Genomic DNA, 18,210 nt, shown 5'->3' with positions numbered 1-18,210 from the left:
ACAGAAATTCACCTGCGGGGGGTTAAAATAACCGAACACCAAAGACAAAAACCCATGGACGCGCAGCAATGAGCCACCACGAACCCTCCCCCCGCACCTATCGGCTTGAAGACCGCTATACCCTGACGCAGGGCCGGGTTTTTCTAACAGGCACGCAAGCCTTGGCGCGGATTATGATGGACCAGGCCCGACGCGACCGTCAGGCCGGGCTGAACACGGCGGGGTTTGTCTCGGGCTATCGCGGATCGCCACTGGGCGGGCTGGATCTTGAGCTATGGCGCGCAAAGGACCGGCTGAAGACGGATCGCATCACGTTCATGCCCGCCGTGAACGAAGACCTCGGCGCAACGGCGGTTCTGGGTGCGCAACAGGCCATTTTGGACCCGCATTGCGAGGTCGAGGGCATCTTTTCGATGTGGTACGGTAAAGGCCCCGGTGTCGACCGATCAGGCGATGCATTGAAACACGGGAATGCATATGGGTCTGCGCCAAAAGGTGGCGTGCTGGTCGTGGCAGGCGATGATCATGGTTGCGTCAGTTCTTCGATGCCGCATCAGTCGGATGTGGCCTTCATGTCGTGGTTCATGCCGACATTGAACCCAGCCTCGGTCGAGGAATATTTGGAATTCGGCGAGTACGGGTTCACTCTGTCCCGTTTCTCAGGCACGTGGGTCGGGTTCAAGGCGGTCTCGGAAACGGTCGAAAGCGCACGGTCCGTCGATCTGCACCCGGATCGCAGCTTTTCCCTGCCGCAGATCGACTTGCCCGAACTCGGTTTGCACGTCCGCACCGCCGATTTGCCCTCGCCCGAGATCGAGACCCGCATCCAACGCAAGTTGCGCGCCGTTCGGGCCTTTGCCGAAGCAAACCCCATCGACCGGCGTATTTATGACATCGACAGTGCGAAGTTCGGCTTCGTGACCACCGGCAAGGGGCACCTCGATCTCATGGAGGCGCTGCGTTTGCTGGACCTTGATGAAGCCGCCTGTCGCCGCTTGGGGATCGACATCTACAAGGTTGGCATGGTCTGGCCGCTGGCCCGTCGCAACGCGTTGCGCTTTGTGAAAGGCAAGGCCGAGGTTCTGGTCGTCGAGGAAAAGCGCGGCATCATCGAAAGCCAATTCAAAGAATATTTCTATGACTGGCCCGGCGACAAACCCCATAAGATGGTAGGTAAATATGACAGCCATGGCGAACCGCTGATCCCATGGACCGGGGAACTCAGCCCTTTGATGCTGGCCCCTATTGTTGCCGCCCGACTTAACACGTTCTTCCCTGAAGAAAACCTGCCTGCCAAAGCGCGTGCACTGACTGAGACAGAACCGCCCGTGATCAACGTCCCGGGCGCAACACGGACACCCTATTTCTGCTCGGGCTGCCCGCACAATACATCAACCAAAGTTCCAGAAGGCTCTACCGCTGCCAGCGGCATTGGTTGCCACGTAATGGCATCTTGGATGGATCGCGAGACGGTCGGGTATGCACAGATGGGAGGCGAAGGCGTACCCCATGTGGTGGCCTCACAATTCAATGGCGGAAAGCATATCTTCCAGAACCTTGGCGAAGGGACGTGGTACCATTCTGGATCACTCGCGATCCGTCAGGCGGTCGCGGCAGGGACAAATATCACCTATAAAATCCTCTACAATGATGCGGTCGCAATGACCGGAGGGCAACCAGTGGATGGACCTGTCAGCGTTGCAGGCATTGCCCAAACCTGCCGGGCTGAAGGCGTTGCGCGGATCGCGCTGGTCTCGGACAACATTGCCAAGTTTCACCGATCCGATTTCCCGGCTGGCACCACATTCCACGACCGGGCAAAGATGGACAGCCTGCAACGCGAACTGCGCGACATACCCGGAGTCACGGTCCTGATCTATGAACAGACCTGCGCCACCGAGAAACGCCGCCGCCGCAAGCGTGGGACAATGGAGGACCCCTCGACGTTCGTCTGGATCAATGATCTTGTCTGCGAAGGTTGCGGCGATTGTTCGGTGGCATCGAATTGCCTGAGCGTTGAGCCGCGAGAAACCCCGCTGGGGCGCAAGCGCAAGATCAATCTAAGTTCGTGCAACAAGGATTTTTCGTGCTTGAACGGGTTCTGTCCGAGTTTTGTGACCGTTGAGGGCGCAACCCGACGAAAGCGCGCCATCGAAATGGACTTCAATGCGCTTGAAACAGGCCTGCCGGACCCAAAGCTTCCATCTTTGGACACACCGTTTGATCTGCTTGTGACAGGCGTGGGTGGCACTGGGGTTGTCACGGTTGGGGCCCTGATCACTATGGCCGCGCATCTGGAAGGCAAAGGTGCCTCGGTCCTGGATTTCACCGGATTTGCGCAGAAATTCGGCACGGTACTCAGTTATATCCGCCTTGGCGCAGCTCCGGATGCGCTTAACCAAGTACGCATAGATCAAGGCGCTGCGGATGCGGTGATTGGCTGTGATGTGGTGGTGAGTTCGGCCCCCAAAGCCTCAGCTCATTATGCCCGCGGGACACGCGTTGTGCTGAACAGGGCTGAGATGCCCACCGGCGATCTTGTCCTGCGTCGCGATGCCCAATTGCGGGTCGATAAGCGGGAACAGGCGATCGCAGATGTGGTTGGGGTGGACAATCTCGCCAGCCTTGACGCAAATGCAATAGCTGAGGCGCTACTGGGGGATTCCGTCTTCGCCAACGTCATTTTGCTGGGTTATGCATGGCAAAACGAGCTGGTTCCGGTGTCGCATCTTGCATTGGCTCAGGCCATCTTGCTGAACGGTGTTGCCGTCGAAAAAAACCGGCTGGCCTTTGCTCTTGGGCGTTGTCTGGCGGCTGACCCCGACCGCATTCACGGGCTGGCACTACCCGAAGAGGCAAACGGCACCTTGGATCAGGTGATTGCGCGTCGGGTGGCGTTTTTGACAGATTATCAGGATGCCGCATATGCGGATCGCTATGCGCAACAGATTGAAGCAATCCGCGCGTCGAACCCGAAAATATCCGACGATATTCTAGAATCCGTAGCCCGTAACCTGTTCCGCTTCACGGCCTATAAGGACGAGTTCGAAGTGGCCCGGCTGCAAACGTCCCAAAACTTCGACAACGAACTGAAGCAACAATTCGAGGGAGATTTCAAAACCAGTTACCATTTCGCCCCGCCAATGCTCAGCTGGCGCAAAGACGAACGGGGCCGCCCCCTCAAGGTTGCACTGGGCCCATGGATGCGTCCGGTTCTGCGGGGACTGTCCCGTCTACGTGGTTTGCGCGGCTCGGTCCTGAACCCCTTCGGCTATCACTCCGAAGCGCGACTGCATCGAGATATCCTAAACTGGTACCAATCGCTGTTGGACATGTATCTGACAAACCCCTCCGCCCATTCCGAGGCCGAGTGGCTGGACGTGCTGTCAGCTGCGGACCAGATACGCGGTTTCGGTCCAGTACGGGAAGAAAGCTATGAGAAGGCGCGCGCGATGGCGCGTTAACCAAGCACCGAGAAACTGCTATCGGTATTGACCGGTCGCTTGCGGGAATAGAAACCGGTGTCGATTGTGCGTCCAATGTAAGGCAGTTCAAACTGCATCGGCTTGTCGTCATGATCCGCACCGCCTTCGACGTAGTCGATCAGCGCAGCCATCATTTTGCCCGCAATCGGCGCGTTCTTGTATTGGTTACCGCTGGTGCCGCAGGCCATGTAAAACCCCGGCAGGCTGGACTTGTCATAGATCGGAATCCAGTCAGTCGAGGCATCATACAAATCCACCACCCCACGGGTTCTGGAGGGTATCCCCAAGCTCGGGACCCGCTGGGCATAACGCATGGCCTGCGTGGTCCATTGATCCGTAAAATCGTGGTTATAGCTTACATCATCTTCGCACCATTGATGCGGATCACATGCCGGATCCTCGGAACCGATCAGAATATGATTGCCATGTTCTGGACGGCAATACAGCGCGATATCACTATCCGAGACAATTGTTCCTTGCGTTTCGAAATCAAATCCTTCGGGCGCGGGTACATGCACCACCTCCTGCCGCAGCGGGCGGGTCCGAATTGTCATGTCGCCCAGAACCCCGGCCATTTCGTTGACAAGCGCTGACCCGGGACCGGCAACATTCACCACTACTTTGGCGTGGATTTCTTCACCAGAGGCAAGCCTGACACCTGCGACGCGCCCCTGCTGCGACAGGATTTCACGTACGTCTGCGCCTGTTCGCACTTCGGCACCATGCAGCTTGGCGGCATCCATCAGGTTTTGCGCCGACAAGGCCGGATCGGTCACATAACCTGCTTTCGGCCAGAATACTGCGCCCTGAATCCGATCTCCGTTCGGTTGGCCGAACTCCGGATCATCCATGCGCCGCGCCGGGGCAAAGCTGTCCAGAGAATAGATCGGCAGACGTTCGGTAATCCGCTCAGGTGCCCATTCTTCAAACGGACAATCCAGTTCGGCGCTGTATTTCTTATGTTTCTCAAGAAACCCATTGGCCTCGGTCTTGACGACCAAACACCCGGTCTCACGAAACTGCGCCAAATCGGCTGTGTCGGGCAAGCCCAGATAGTTCGCCCAATCACGCCAATAGTGATAGCCTTCCCAGGCGAACGCGGTTCCATCGAGGGTCGAATAATGCATCCGAATTATCGCGCAAGAGCCTGCGGTCGAGCCATGCCCAACCTGCGCATTGCGATCCAACGACAGAGTTTTCCAACCGGCCTTGGACATCTCGAACGCGATGGCGGCTCCGATCACACCGGTGCCAATGATGATTGCGTCAGGTTGGTTCATGTCCTGCCCCTTCCCAGAAACGTTTCGCATACGCGCTGAATTCGGTGATTTCCTCGGGTCGCGGTTCGACCCCTGTAAAAACATAAAGGTAGTGTGGAACCATCGACAGCCTGATCGCCAATGGTTCGTTTAACTGCGCCAGATCATATCCGATCTGCATATAATATAGCACCCGCGCCCGCGTCTCTGCCTCGGTCTCATCATAGTTGAACCGGATGAACATCGCGCGCAGCGCGGCCAGGCGACGGGCATCGGACTGGTCCAGCATACGCCGCACCTTTCCCGATCTTCGTGCCCAATCCCGCACAGCAAAATCAAGCGCCGTATCAAATAGTTCGGTATTCACAACGCAGCGCTGAACATTGCAAACCGCAGCCGTGATCGTTTCAGCAGGCAATTCGGATTGAGCGATCAAGGCCGCCGTATTTGTCGCCTGCCATCGCGCCAGCAGCGCATCCAGTAATTCCTGCCGCGACTTGAAGTACCAGTAGAATGATGAGCGCGAGACCGCCATCCGCTCGGCAAGGTTCATGACTTTCACCTGCTCGACCCCGTCCGAAATCAGGACGTCCATGGCCACGTTCAGCCAATCATCGCGCGTGACCTTGACGTTACCAATCAGTGGCTCAGCTTCGGGATCGTCCCTGTGCAGGATGGGTTTGGTGCTCATTCAACTCTCCGGCGGTGCGCCGCCCTCTTCTGTACGGCGCGCTATGAAATCCTTCAACGCACCAAGGCGATCCGTATCTGATGCCGGTGCTTTGAAATTTGCCAGGATTTCCTTCCATACACCGGTCGCGCGATGGTTGGCGTCGATCGCGCCACGCTCGGTCCAGGTGCCAAAATTTGCGTAATCATGCAGGTGCGGCTCATAAAATGCGGTATTATAGCGCTCCATTGTCTGGCTCGTGGCGAAGAAATGTCCGCTGGGTTCAACCTCGCTCAGCGCAGTATCAAACCCGATCTCTGCACCATTGGCCTGTGCCCCTGCACAAAGCTCGGCCACCATGTTCAACACTTCGGCATCGCAGATCATCTTCTCGAAAGATACGGTCAGGCCACCTTCGAGCCATCCGGCCGAATGAATGATCACCGTAGCCCCGGCCATCAGGCAGCCCCACAGGCCGAACTGGTTTTCATTGGCGGCCTGAACGTCGTTGATATTTGCCGCAGACCCCGCCGCAGACCGCCAGGGCAGGCCTAGATACCGGGCCAACTGGCCCGCCGCCAAAGACGCCTGAAAATGCGAGGGTGTCCCGAATGCAGGCGCCCCTGATTTCATGTCGACATTGCTGGTAAAGGTCCCATAGCACACCGGCGCACCGGGGTTGGTAAGCTGGGTCAGCGTCAAGGCCGCAAGCGCCTCGGCATGGGACAGCGTGATGGCCCCGGCCACCGTGATCGGAGCCATTGCGCCCATCAGGGTAAAGGGTGTGATGATCGACATCTGACCATGGCGCGCAAAGTCGATCAGCCCCTGAGCCATTGGAATATCCAGCGTCCGCGGGCTGTTGGTGTTGATAATCGTGTAACAATGGGCGTTAGCGCGGAACTCCTTGTCAGACAGACCTCGCGCCGTCGAGAGCATCTCGAAGCAGTCCATCACTTGCGGCGCGCCTCGCGAGAAGAAGAACGGGAACTTATCCGTCAGCTCCATCTGCGCTTGTGTGGTGAAATAGTGCCGCACATTGGTTGGCACGTCCTGCGGTTCGACCTGCGGTGAGATCATCTGGAAGACATCAAAGTGATGAGTGAGCTTTAGGAACTCCAGATAATCCTGCCCACTCGCTGGCCGCCGACCGCGTTCCAGATCGGTCGCGTTTGGAGCGCCAGCGCCGGGTTGGAACACCAAAGAGCCCAGCTCCAAAGTGAAATCCCGGTGCCGAGCGCCCGCCCGGCAGGCGATGGATTTCGGAGCTGAGGCCACCGCAGCCTCAACCATATCCCGCCCGATGAAGACCATTTCGCTGTCTTCATCCACGCGGGCGCCACCCTGCGCGTAGATTCGCCGCGCTTCGGGCAATAGAACTTTCACGCCCAACTCTTCCAGTGTGCGCAATGCGTTGTCGTGCATATCTGCAATCTGATCCGTCGGGAACACTTCCATCTGTGGAAACGGATTGCGCAATTGGCGATAATTCACCTCGCGACTAGATTGCGGGGCGGAATCGGTCCCGCGCCCGCGCCGTCGGCGTCTTTGGCCCAAGTCCGACATGGTCAACCTCGCATCGCTTTGCCAAGCGGGTCATAGGGCGACGGCGCAATCACGCGGGCCGGGCGTTCGACACCGACCACATGCACCGACAACTCGGTGCCTGGTTCAGCCTTGTCGCGGTCGACCAAAGCCATGGCCAGCGACTTGCCCGTGTAGTGGCCATAGCCACCCGAAGTCACAAATCCAACGCGCTCTTCCCCGGCCCAAATCGGTTCATACCCGCTGGCATCGGCATCCAGCGCGTCAACCTCAAGCGTCACTTGAACTTGCGCCGGACCGTTGCCATCGCGTTCAGCCAGCGCAGCCTCTTTGCCAACGAAATCCTTGTTCCAGTCGATCCAGCGATCCATTCCGGTCATGCCTGGCGTGTAAAGCTGAGTGAATTCTGCAGACCAGATACCAAAGCTCTTCTCAAGCCGCGTCGACAGCATCGCGTTGAATCCGCATTCGCGGATACCGTCCCCGGCCCCGGCCTCTAGCAGCATCCGGCGCAGTTTGATGTGGTCGCCATAGCGGCAGTTTATCTCATACCCTTTTTCGCCCGTCACAGACATACGCGCCACACGGGCACGCACCAGACCGATATCAAAGTCGCCACAGCCCATGAATTTCAGGCCCGAGATATCCTGTTCGACCAGTTTCTCGACCACAGCCTGCGATTTCGGCCCAACCACGGCAAAACCGCAATATTCCTCGCCCAGATCGCGGATATTCACGGCGTCCATCATGTGATCATTGAACCAGCGCATATGCCATGCGCGCAGATAATAGCTACCCATGATCCACCAGGTCCCGTCGCCCCAGTTCAGCACGGTCAGATCACCCTTGAGGCGACCGTTTTCACCCAGCATTGGAGCCAGTTTGGCACGCCCCGGTGCAGGCAGTTTCGACGCCATGATCCTGTCCAGCCAAGCCTCGGCATTTGGCCCAGTGACCTCAAAGCGCGAAAAGCCCGAGATATCCAGTAGTCCCACGCCTTCGCGGATGGTTTTGCACTCCTCAGCCACGATGTCGTGCGCATTCGAGCGTTTCAGCGTCGGCGTCTCTTCAAAGCCTTCGGGCGCAAAGTAAAGCGGCACTTCCAGATCCCAACTGACGCCCCATTTGCACCCCGCCTCGGTCATTGCATCATGGGCTGGGGCCATCTTCAGCGGGCGACCTGCGGGCAGTTGCTCGTTCGGGTAAGTCATCACGAAACGACGGGAATAGAACTGACCGGTTGTTTCGCGGATGTAGCGTTTGTTCTGAGCGAAATCGCCATAGCGCGCCACGTCCATAGGCCATGCGTCGGCCTCAGGCTCGCCATGGATCATCCATTCGGCAAGCGTCTTACCAACGCCGCCACCCTGCAGGAATCCGGCCATCACCGCACAAGCTGACCAATAACCGCGCTTGCCTGGGACCGGACCGACCAGCGGGTTGCCATCGGGTGAGAAGGTGAACGCGCCGTTCACCCATGTTTTGATGCCAACATTCTGGATCGACGGGTACCGTTCAAAGCCCAGCGTCAGCTCGTTCTCGATCCGGTCGAGCTGTTCCTGGAACAATTCTTCACCGTAATTCCACGGCGCACCGTCCATAGCCCAGTGCTCGTGATCGACCTCGTAGATGCCCACCAGAACGCCCTTCTGGTCCTGTCGCATATAGGTGAAGCCTTCAAGATCAACCGTCATCGGCATCTCGAAATCCGCCTCGGCCACCTCAGGCACCGTATCGGTGATCAGATAGTGGTGTTTCAGCGGCGAAACCGGCAGCTCCACTCCGGCCATGCGCCCCACCTGTTTGGCCCAGAGGCCAGCAGCGTTGACCACATGTTCACAAGTGATAGTGCCTTTGTCGGTCACAACTTCCCAACCATCCGCAGTCTGTGTCAGGCTTTCGACCTTGGTTTCTTCGTAGTATTCCGCGCCACGTTTCTTGGCCGCAGTTGCATAAGCCTGAACCGTACCGGTTGTATCGATGTAACCTTCGCGATCCGCCCACATCGCGCCCAGCACGCCGTCGGTGGACATGATCGGGCAGCGTTTCTGCGCCTCCTCTGGCGACAACAACTCACAGTCGTCAATGCCGATGGACTGAAAAATGCGGTAGTTGGCCTGCAGCCACTCCCACCGTTCGGGCGTGCCCGCCAGCGTCAGGCCGCCGGTCATGTGCAGGCCGATATTCTGGCCCGACTCTTTTTCGATCTCGCTGAGCAGATCAATCGTATAGGCCTGCAGCGACGCCATGTTCGGATCTGCGTTCAGCGCATGGATGCCTCCCGCCGCGTGCCACGAAGACCCCGAGGCCAAACGCCGCCTTTCCAGCATGACCACATCTGACCAGCCAAACTTGGCGAGATGGTACAGAACCGAGGCGCCGACAACGCCGCCACCGATGACTACGACACGATACTGTGATTTCATCCTGCGCTCCCCTGCATGACTCGCAGAGGACGCTAGAGGCACTGTTCACTTCTGTCTAGACATTTCTGTACAGTTCGAGGGACAGCACCCGGATCAGCTTAAAGCCGGGCGCTCGGGCGTGTCTGAACGGCATCAAACCAGGCGCGTGTGGCCGTGTTCTCTTCTGGGATACGCATCTTGATGACACGTGCGAAATCGACAAACACAAATGTGGTGATATCGGCCAGTGAAAACATGTCACCCGCAACGAAACCGCTCACTTGCAGACGGGCCTCAAGCAAATCGAAGAAGGCACGCACCCGCTCAGCCCCCCGCTGCGCTAGTTCAGGGATTTGCGCGTGGTTTGCAGGCCCGGTAATCGCGCGATCTTTGAACGAAGGATGGGTGTTGCGCAATGTTTCCGCGATTGGTGCGCCACATTGTTGTTCGGCGATGGCATTCCACATCAGAATTTCGCCTTTTTCATCCGGCGTTTGCCCCATCAAGGCAGGTTCCGGAAAGCGCGCCTCGAGATAGGCGGCGATGCCAAGATTTTCTGTGAGCGTGGTACCTTCATCCGTAACAAGCACAGGAATCGTTGCACCGGGGTTCACGGTCCGGAAGGCATCACTAAACTGTTCACCCTTGGCGATTGAGATATGGCGGGTTTCAATCTCCAGCCCCTTTTCCGCAATAAACATCCGGGCACGGCGCGGGCTTGGCGCGGTTGAACAATCGTAGAACAGCATTTTTGACGGTCCCCTCCAAAGCTTCACGCCTCAGACGTTAGACCGGCCCGGTACTACAGCGCGAGTCGGATCACACAGTGACCCTACGGCAGATCAACGCCGGTAGATGAAACAACGTCCCTCCACCGCGCCTGCAGGCAGCGGCACTTCGGTCAGTGTTTCGAAATACATACGATCGCTGGAAACCATCAGTCCATCCCGCGCCAGAAGCGGTTCGATCAAAGGTGAGACGAGGCGGGCAAAAGCATCATTCTTTTGCCGGTTGTGTCCCCCAAGATCGGCATGGATCAGACTGGCTGACGCGCCAAATCGCGTAACCGAAGCAGGCAATGTTTCGCGCACATCACCGAGAATCACCAGATCATCGGGCGGTGTCGAATCGGGATGAGACGCAACGGCCCGTTCAAAAACATAAACAGGACGGTCCTGAATGTGCTTAACCATGTGGTGATATGTGCGCCCATTTCCCAATCCCAGCTCAAAAACCGGACCGGGCTGCCCCGTGGTCTGCGCGATGGCAAAGTCCAGACAAGCACGTTGCGAGACCATTCGGTCAATGAACAGATCCAATCGGCTTTGTTGCTCGGACACGGGGCACCTCTTTCAAAATCATTCGACACCAGTCGGGGGGCGATTGCGCCTTTGATGGCAAAAACTCAAGACTTTGTGTAGCCATACGGCCCGAGTTTCACGATTCCGCGACAATTCGGGTGAAGAAGGTGTTTGACTACGCCGCCCCAACCGCGCGAAACTGCTCAAAAAAGACAGGGAGTTCACAAAGCCGATGTTTTTTAGCGGCCAGACGGGTGGAAAACCCGCATGAGTGCGTTGTTGTCCGTTCGGGATCTCAGCATCGGCTTTGGCACGGGTCCATCCGTTGTCCAAGATGTCAGCTTCGAGGTCGAACCCGGGCAGACACTTGCATTGGTTGGAGAATCCGGTTCGGGCAAAACGATTTCCTGTCGCGCTGCACTGCGTATTCTGCCGCGTACCGCCAAGATCCGTAGCGGAACGATCACGCTGAACGATTCCAAAGGCACCGCTAATCTGATCGAACTGAGTGAAAGACAGATGCGTGGTATTCGCGGCAATCGGGTTTCTATGATTTTTCAGGAACCGATGCGATCTCTGTCACCGCTTCACAAAATCGGAAATCAGGTCAGCGAAGTTCTTTGGTTGCATCGCGGCGCATCCGATGCACAGGCCCGCAAAGAAGTTCTGACCCAGTTTGAGAGGGTTGGTTTCCCCGACCCTGCCCGCGCCTACGACAGCTATCCGTTCGAGCTGTCCGGCGGCATGCGCCAGCGTGCCATGATTGCCATGGCCATGGTGTCCAAGCCTGAATTGCTCATCGCGGACGAGCCGACAACAGCGCTGGATGTTACCACCCAAGCGCAGGTTCTTGGGCTGATCAAAGAGCTGCAGCGCGAGACCGGTATGGCGCTGATCCTTGTCACCCATGACCTGGGTGTAGTTGCTAACATGGCCGAGCGGGTGGTCGTCATGCACAAAGGCCGCGTGATGGAAGCTGGCCCGGCAGCACCAATTCTGAACGATCCGGCGCACCCCTATACGCAGCAGCTGTTCGACGCAGCGCCTGAGATACCCGATCAGGATGCCGTCGGCATACCGATGCCCGACGAGGACCTAATTCTGCAGATGACCGGGGTCTCAAAGACCTACACGATGCGATCGAGCAAAGGTTGGAAAGCCGACAAACTGATCCATGCCTGCCGGGGCGTAGATATGAAGCTGGCGCGCGGCAAGACGCTTGCAATCGTTGGCGAAAGCGGGTCTGGCAAAACAACCGCCGCCAGAATCGCTCTGGGCGCTGAACTGCCCGACCCGGGCGGCGAAGTTCTGTTCAGAACAACAAGGGATTCCGAACCGATAACGGTTCACAGTATGACACGGACCGAACGCACCGCGTTTCAGCGCAAGGCGCAAATGGTGTTTCAGGATCCCTATAGCTCTCTTAGCCCCCGTATGCGCATTCAGGATGCCATGACCGAGCCGTTGGAGATACACCGCCTCGGCACTGTGGCAGAGCAGCGCGACAAAGCGGCCGCGATGTTGCAGCGGGTCGGGCTGAATGCCGATATGCTCAAACGCTATCCGCATGCGTTTTCTGGTGGACAACGACAGCGCCTATCTATCGCCCGCGCGATGATGTTGGACCCGGCGCTGATTGTTTGTGACGAGCCAACCTCGGCGCTGGATGTATCCGTTCAAGAGCAAATTTTGACCCTGCTCGAAGAACTGCAGGACAGTCTGAACCTGTCTTACCTGTTCATCTCACATGATCTGGCCGTCGTCGCGCGCATTGCCGACGAAGTCGCCGTCATGCGCCGGGGTCTTGTGGTGGAACAAGCCCCACCCGAAACCCTGTTCTACAATCCACGTCATCCCTATACCAAGGCACTGATTGCCGCCCAGCCGGAACCAGATATCAATCGCCCGATTGATCTGAAACTGGTTGCGTTGGGTGCCGGTTCTCCCGACAGTTGGGATGACGCCTTTCGATTTTCCGACTCCGTGATACCTTCTTTGGTAGAGTTGGAGCCCGGCCATAAGGTACGTTGCCATGTTTAAGACCACTCACCGATTGATTTTGGCCGCGTCGCTGGCCATCACAGGAATGCTGCCCGCTGTGGCAGAAATTCCGTCTAATCTTCAGGAAAACGCGTTCTGGCAAACCGAGGTTGAAAGCGGCGACCTGCCACCGGTTGCTGAACGTATTCCGCAAGAACCGCTGATCGTGGACTTAGCCGCCAAAGGTCGCGAATTCGGCGTACCCGGCGGTACACTGCGCACGATGGTCACCCGGTCCAAAGATATTCGGCAAATGGTGGTCTATGGCTACGCAAGGCTTGTGGGCTTCGATCAGGATTACAACATCGTCCCGGATTTGCTGGCTTCTTTCGAAAATGAAGACAATCGCAAATTTACTTTGAACCTGCGACCCGGCCACAAATGGTCAAACGGATCCGCGTTCACATCCGAAGACTTCCGGTATTGGTGGGAGGATGTGGCCAACAACGAATTGCTCAGCCCTTCAGGCCCACCAGATTTCCTGCTGGTTGAAGGCAAAACACCCACCGTCACCTTCCCCGACGAAACAACAGTTGTATTCGAATGGGATGACCCCAACCCGAATTTCCTGCAATCACTTGCTCAGGCGCGGCCGCCCTTTATCTATCGACCGTCTGAGTTCCTTAAGCAGTATCACGAGAAGTTTGCAGACCCCGAAGAACTGGCATTCAAGGTCGAAGATGCGCGGGTAAAAAGCTGGGCGGCGCTGCATAACAAGTTGGACAATCTATATAAGTACGACAATCATGAACTGCCGACGTTGCAGCCATGGCTCAACGCAAGTTCGGGCAAGAAAATCCGGCACAACTTTGTCCGTAACCCTTATTACCATCGGGTGGATTCAAATGGGGTTCAGCTGCCCTATATCGACGTAGTCGAAATGGAAATCGTCGCACCGGGTTTGGTCGCGGCCAAAGCAAATGCGGGTGAAACCGACTTGCAAGGTCGCGGATTGGCATTCCGCGATGCCTCGATCTTGAAAAAGGGCGAGGCTGAAGGTGGATACAAGACGCTTCTGTGGAAAACAGGCGTCGCGTCGCAGATCGCGATTTATCCCAATTTGAACTACACTGACGATGCGTGGCGCGAGGTTCTGCGCGATGTACGTGTACGCAGGGCACTGTCGCTCGCCATTGATCGCAAGACGATCAATCAGGCGCTCTATTTCAAGCTGGCCCAACCCGGCGCGATGTCGGTTCTGCCCGCATCGCCCTTCTACGACGAAGCGAATGCGCAGGCTTGGGCACAGTATGACGTCGACAAGGCGAATGCTCTGCTTGATGAGGCTGGGCTGACCGAGCGTGACAAAGATGGTATCCGACTGTTGCCCGACGGGCGTCCGATGGAGCTGATCATCGAAACCGCAGGTGAGCGGCAAGAGGTTGAAAATGCCCTGCAGATCGTCACGGATACCTGGCGTGAGATCGGAGTCGAACTGGTCATGCGACCATTGGATCGAGACATCCTGCGCAACCGGGTCTTCTCGGGCAATACAATGGCGTCGGTCTGGTTCGGCTGGGATGACGGCATTCCGCAAAGCCACACATCGCCGGCCTATCTCGCCCCGACCGATCAGGTCTTTCTGGCATGGCCTAAATGGGGCCAATACTATCAGACAAATGGAGGGTCGGGCGAACCACCAGACATGCCCGAGGCCGAACTTCTCATGAAGCTTGCCCACGATTGGGAAATCGCCTCCACGGATGAAGAACGCGGCGCAGTCTGGTCTGAGATGCTGAAAATTCACGCTGACCAGCTTTATGCGATCGGCATCCTGAACGGCGCACCGCAGCCTATTGTCGTGTCGAACCGCCTGCGCAATGTGCCTGAGCAGGCCATGTGGGCATGGGAACCCGGCGCACATTTCGGCATTCACCGTCCCGACGAGTTCTTCTTCGCCGACTAATTCAGGAGCAGCTAAATGGTCATGCTGCGCTACGCGGTGTATCGCTTTTTCACGATGCTGCTGACATTGCTGGTGGTGTCGGTTCTGATTTTCGTGATCATCAACCTGCCCCCCGGCGATTATCTCAGCAACCAGATCGCCGAACTGCAGGCTTCGGGACAGTCCGCCGGTGTCGCCAAGGCCGAGTTTCTGCGCAAGGAATACTCATTGGACCGGTCGTTGCCCGAGCAGTACCTGATCTGGATGGGCTTTTGGCCCGGACCGCATGGGTTCGAAGGCTTGTTACAGGGCAATTATGGCTGGTCCTTCGAATTTGACCGCCCCGTGCGCGAGATCGTGGGCGATACGCTGTGGTTGACGGTTGTGGTCAATCTGGCTGCCATTCTATTCGTCTATGCCGTTGCTCTACCATTGGGGGTCATCGCTGCGGCCAGATCACGGACGTGGATCGACTATACCTCGGCCTTTGTAGGCTATCTGGGTCTTGCGACCCCGAACTTCCTGTTGGCGCTGATCCTGTTCTACTATGGCCATCGCTATTTCAACCTGCCCATCGGCGGACTAATGGACCCTTCCTTTGAGGGACAACCGATGAGTTGGGACAAGTTGAAATCCATCCTTGTCCACCTGATCGTTCCGACCTTCGTCATCGGAACCTCGGGTGCTTCGGCCATGATGCAGCGCCTGCGCGCCAATATGCTGGATGAACTAGGGAAACCTTATGTCGAAACAGCAATCGCCAAGGGCATGTCCCCATCGCGGATGCTGACGAAATACCCATTGCGCGTGGCCTTCAACCCGTTTGTCGCCGACATTGGAAACCTGCTGCCCTCGATGGTTTCCGGGTCGGTTTTGGTCTCGGTGGTTCTGGGTCTGCAAACAATCGGCCCGACCCTGCTGACTGCCTTGAAAACGCAGGACCAGTTCCTGTCGGCCTTCATTCTTATGTTCGTGGCTCTGCTGACGCTGATCGGCACCATGATTTCCGATATCCTGCTGGTCATGCTTGATCCGCGCATTCGTTACGAGGGGCGCGAAGCATGACCGATAAACCCGATGGTCGCTATGTCGACGACGCACCATTTGACCCGCAGGCCTCTATTCAGCAGCTTGAGCGCGCAGATCTCGATGCCCCTAATTGGGTGCTGGTCTGGCGCAAGTTCAGGACCCACAAGCTGGGTCTGATTTCTGGCCTCTTCTTACTGCTCTGCTACTTGATGCTGCCTTTTGCGGGCTTTATTGCCCCCTACGGCCCCAATGATCGGAACGGAGAGCACCTGTATGCTCCACCCCAGTCGGTCAACTGGTTTCATGAGGGGAAGTTCATCGGCCCCTACGTTTATCCAATAGTTGCAGAGGCGGACCTTGAAACTTTCCAGTGGAAATTCGTCGCTGACACGGAAGACCCGCGCCCAATCCGGTTCTTCTGCGAAGGGTCAGAATACAAACTCGCAGGCCTGATAAAATCCGATACGCACCTGTTTTGCGCACCCGAAGGGGCCACGCTGTTTCTGTGGGGCTCGGACCGTCTGGGCCGCGATGTATTCAGCCGCATCCTATATGGCGCGCAACTGTCGCTGACAGTGGGCCTGATCGGCATTTCGGTATCCTTCTTCCTCGGCATCCTGTTCGGGTCAATGGCCGGGTATTTCGGAGGGCGCATCGACTGGACCATCAACCGTGTGATCGAAATCCTGCGCTCGCTGCCGGAACTTCCCCTCTGGCTGGCCTTATCCGCCGCGGTGCCATCAAATTGGAGCCCGGTCGCGGTATTCTTCATCATCTCGATCATCCTCGGTATTCTCGATTGGCCAGGCCTTGCCCGATCTGTCCGCGCAAAATTCCTGTCTCTCAGGGAAGAGGAATACGTACGTGCGGCCGAGATGATGGGCGCAAGTTCCGGTCGTGTGATCCGAAAGCACCTGCTACCCAATTTCATGTCGCATCTGATTGCCTCGGCCACGCTATCAATCCCTGCGATGATCTTGGGCGAAACCGCCCTCAGCTTCCTTGGCCTTGGGCTGCGCGCCCCGGCGGTCAGTTGGGGCGTGATGTTGAACGACGCGCAGAACCTCGCCTCAATCGAAATCTATCCATGGACCGCGATCCCGATGCTACCGATCATCGTCGTGGTGCTGGCCTTCAACTTCCTTGGCGATGGGCTGCGCGACAGCCTTGATCCCTATCAGCAATGAGCTTGCTGTCCGCCCTCCCCTCAACTGACACCTACAGGGTCAATGGGGCGGGTGCGCGGCCCAGCGCCTTCGCGGTTTCGGAGCTGGCGACGGCCAGTTTTGCGGCAGTCGGGCAGGAGCTGTCGCGCCTTGTGACAGCCTTGAACCTGGCGCCTGCACCTCTGGAGGTGGCCGTAGATCATCGACTGGCCTCCTTGTGGTATGGCTTTTCCTTCAAACCCGAAGGGTGGGATATGCCCAGCCTTTGGGACGCGATTGCTGGCGACTATCAGGCCTCTGATGGGTGGATCAGGCTGCACACCAACCTGCCCAGTCATCGCGCCGCCGCCCTTAATGTTTTGCAAGTCGCGCCGGACCGTGCGCTGGTATCGCGCGCAGTTCGGGATTGGAGCATCTCTGAACTGGAAGCCGCGATTGTCGCCGAGGGCGGCGTCGCTGCCGCAATGCGCGGCCGCTCTGAGTGGCATGACCATCCGCAAGGACGCATATTGGCCCGCGAGCCGTTGATCGGATGGCAGGGGCCACGCAATATTCAACTACGTGATCGGCCTCAGGCGACTGCCGCGCGACCTCTTTCTGGGCTGCGTGTGCTCGATCTGACCCGCATTCTGGCCGGGCCAGTCTCGACACGAACACTTGCGGGTTTTGGCGCCGAGGTCCTGAGGATCGATCCACCCGGCTGGGATGAACCTGGCGTCATTCCTGACATTTCTCTCGGCAAGCACTGCGCCTATCTGAACCTGAAATCACCCGATGGAAAATTAAAACTGCAAGAGCTGCTGGCCCAAGCGGACATATTTGTCCACGGGTATCGGCCCGGCGCTTTGGACGCACTCGGTCTGGGCAAAAACACGCGGGATCAGCTTGCCCCCAACAGGGTTGAAGTCACGCTCGACGCTTATGGCTGGCAAGGACCATGGGCAGCGCGCCGCGGTTTTGACAGCCTTGTACAGATGAGTTCCGGAATCGCACATGCAGGGATGGGTTGGGCGGGGGTCGACAAGCCAACTCCGTTGCCTGTTCAGGCACTGGATCACGCAACTGGCTACTTGATGGCAGCCGCCCTGCTCTCGGCGCTCGCCGAAGCCGCATCCGGTCAGGCCGTCATGGATGCCCGGCTCTCGCTGGCGCGCACCGCCGAATTGCTGGCCACCCTCGCCAAGAGCGAGCCCGGTGACGAAATTACCGAGTCGCTGCCTGTCGATTATGCGGATGCGCTCGAACCTTCCGGGTGGGGGCCCGGCTATCGATTGAAGCCGGCGCTAACCGTTGGATCCGCAAATATGCACTGGGCTTTGCCTGCGTCCAAACTGGGAACTTCGCAGCCCACTTGGCCGTCACTTACCGCTTAAAGCTGCCGCCGCGCGGGACGCGCGGCCCGGCCCAACGCTTTGGTTGACGTCT

At 57.7% G+C, this 18,210-nt stretch carries 12 protein-coding genes; 6 read left to right on the top strand and 6 right to left on the bottom strand.

Features of this window, described 5'->3' with window-relative positions; genetic code table 11:
• Positions 1 to 68 precede the first annotated feature (68 nt).
• Positions 69 to 3,464, top strand: coding sequence for an indolepyruvate ferredoxin oxidoreductase family protein (locus I5192_RS01945; protein ID WP_223117631.1), 3,396 nt, complete (start codon positions 69 to 71; stop codon positions 3,462 to 3,464).
• Here I5192_RS01945 and I5192_RS01940 read toward each other — a convergent pair.
• From I5192_RS01940 to I5192_RS01915, 6 genes are all read right to left on the bottom strand, one after another.
• Positions 3,461 to 4,765: an FAD-binding oxidoreductase gene (locus I5192_RS01940; protein WP_223117630.1), complete on the bottom strand. Its 1,305-nt coding sequence runs from the start codon at positions 4,763 to 4,765 to the stop codon at positions 3,461 to 3,463. The genes I5192_RS01945 and I5192_RS01940 overlap by 4 nt on opposite strands.
• Positions 4,752 to 5,435: a TetR/AcrR family transcriptional regulator gene (locus I5192_RS01935; RefSeq protein ID WP_170404600.1), complete on the bottom strand. Its 684-nt coding sequence runs from the start codon at positions 5,433 to 5,435 to the stop codon at positions 4,752 to 4,754. The genes I5192_RS01940 and I5192_RS01935 overlap by 14 nt, the downstream gene beginning before the upstream one ends.
• A complete protein-coding gene (locus I5192_RS01930) occupies positions 5,436 to 6,980 on the bottom strand; it encodes a trimethylamine methyltransferase family protein (protein ID WP_223117629.1) in 1,545 nt (514 codons plus the stop codon). It lies immediately after the preceding gene.
• A gap of 2 nt (positions 6,981 to 6,982) precedes the next feature.
• Positions 6,983 to 9,385 (bottom strand): FAD-dependent oxidoreductase, encoded by a 2,403-nt coding sequence (locus I5192_RS01925; RefSeq protein ID WP_223117628.1) that lies wholly within the window; start codon positions 9,383 to 9,385, stop codon positions 6,983 to 6,985.
• 98 nt (positions 9,386 to 9,483) lie between these two features.
• Positions 9,484 to 10,113, bottom strand: a complete 630-nt coding sequence (locus I5192_RS01920) for a glutathione S-transferase family protein (RefSeq protein WP_223117627.1) — start codon at positions 10,111 to 10,113, stop codon at positions 9,484 to 9,486.
• Positions 10,114 to 10,206: 93 nt separating this feature from the next.
• A complete protein-coding gene (locus I5192_RS01915) occupies positions 10,207 to 10,704 on the bottom strand; it encodes a class I SAM-dependent methyltransferase (RefSeq protein WP_170397645.1) in 498 nt (165 codons plus the stop codon).
• A 228-nt stretch (positions 10,705 to 10,932) separates the two neighbouring features.
• On the opposite strand from I5192_RS01915, the gene I5192_RS01910 reads away from it, so the two are divergent.
• From I5192_RS01910 to I5192_RS01890, 5 genes are read left to right on the top strand one after another with little or no spacing between them, the layout of a single operon-like run.
• Positions 10,933 to 12,705 (top strand): ABC transporter ATP-binding protein, encoded by a 1,773-nt coding sequence (locus I5192_RS01910; protein ID WP_223117626.1) that lies wholly within the window; start codon positions 10,933 to 10,935, stop codon positions 12,703 to 12,705.
• Entirely contained in the window at positions 12,698 to 14,611 is a 1,914-nt protein-coding gene (locus I5192_RS01905; RefSeq protein ID WP_223117625.1) for an ABC transporter substrate-binding protein, read from the top strand. Before I5192_RS01910 ends, I5192_RS01905 begins: the two co-directional genes overlap by 8 nt.
• A gap of 15 nt (positions 14,612 to 14,626) precedes the next feature.
• A complete protein-coding gene (locus I5192_RS01900; protein ID WP_170397654.1) occupies positions 14,627 to 15,655 on the top strand; it encodes an ABC transporter permease in 1,029 nt (342 codons plus the stop codon).
• Entirely contained in the window at positions 15,652 to 16,806 is a 1,155-nt protein-coding gene (locus I5192_RS01895) for an ABC transporter permease (protein ID WP_170397657.1), read from the top strand. The genes I5192_RS01900 and I5192_RS01895 overlap by 4 nt, the downstream gene beginning before the upstream one ends.
• Entirely contained in the window at positions 16,803 to 18,158 is a 1,356-nt protein-coding gene (locus tag I5192_RS01890; RefSeq protein WP_223117624.1) for a CoA transferase, read from the top strand. The genes I5192_RS01895 and I5192_RS01890 overlap by 4 nt, the downstream gene beginning before the upstream one ends.
• Positions 18,159 to 18,210: the final 52 nt, after the last annotated feature.

This window comes from Ruegeria sp. SCSIO 43209, assembly GCF_019904295.1.
GTDB lineage: Bacteria > Pseudomonadota > Alphaproteobacteria > Rhodobacterales > Rhodobacteraceae > Ruegeria.
This window is presented reverse-complemented; position numbering and strand designations above follow the sequence as displayed.

Coding starts and splice junctions, on each gene's coding strand:
- I5192_RS01940 (WP_223117630.1), bottom strand. CDS start 4,765: ATGAACCAACCTGACGCAATCATCATTGGCACCGGTGTGATCGGAGCC.
- I5192_RS01930 (WP_223117629.1), bottom strand. CDS start 6,980: ATGTCGGACTTGGGCCAAAGACGCCGACGGCGCGGGCGCGGGACCGAT.
- I5192_RS01935 (WP_170404600.1), bottom strand. CDS start 5,435: ATGAGCACCAAACCCATCCTGCACAGGGACGATCCCGAAGCTGAGCCA.
- I5192_RS01910 (WP_223117626.1), top strand. CDS start 10,933: ATGAGTGCGTTGTTGTCCGTTCGGGATCTCAGCATCGGCTTTGGCACG.
- I5192_RS01945 (WP_223117631.1), top strand. CDS start 69: ATGAGCCACCACGAACCCTCCCCCCGCACCTATCGGCTTGAAGACCGC.
- I5192_RS01900 (WP_170397654.1), top strand. CDS start 14,627: ATGGTCATGCTGCGCTACGCGGTGTATCGCTTTTTCACGATGCTGCTG.
- I5192_RS01920 (WP_223117627.1), bottom strand. CDS start 10,113: ATGCTGTTCTACGATTGTTCAACCGCGCCAAGCCCGCGCCGTGCCCGG.
- I5192_RS01925 (WP_223117628.1), bottom strand. CDS start 9,385: ATGAAATCACAGTATCGTGTCGTAGTCATCGGTGGCGGCGTTGTCGGC.
- I5192_RS01905 (WP_223117625.1), top strand. CDS start 12,698: ATGTTTAAGACCACTCACCGATTGATTTTGGCCGCGTCGCTGGCCATC.
- I5192_RS01890 (WP_223117624.1), top strand. CDS start 16,803: ATGAGCTTGCTGTCCGCCCTCCCCTCAACTGACACCTACAGGGTCAAT.
- I5192_RS01895 (WP_170397657.1), top strand. CDS start 15,652: ATGACCGATAAACCCGATGGTCGCTATGTCGACGACGCACCATTTGAC.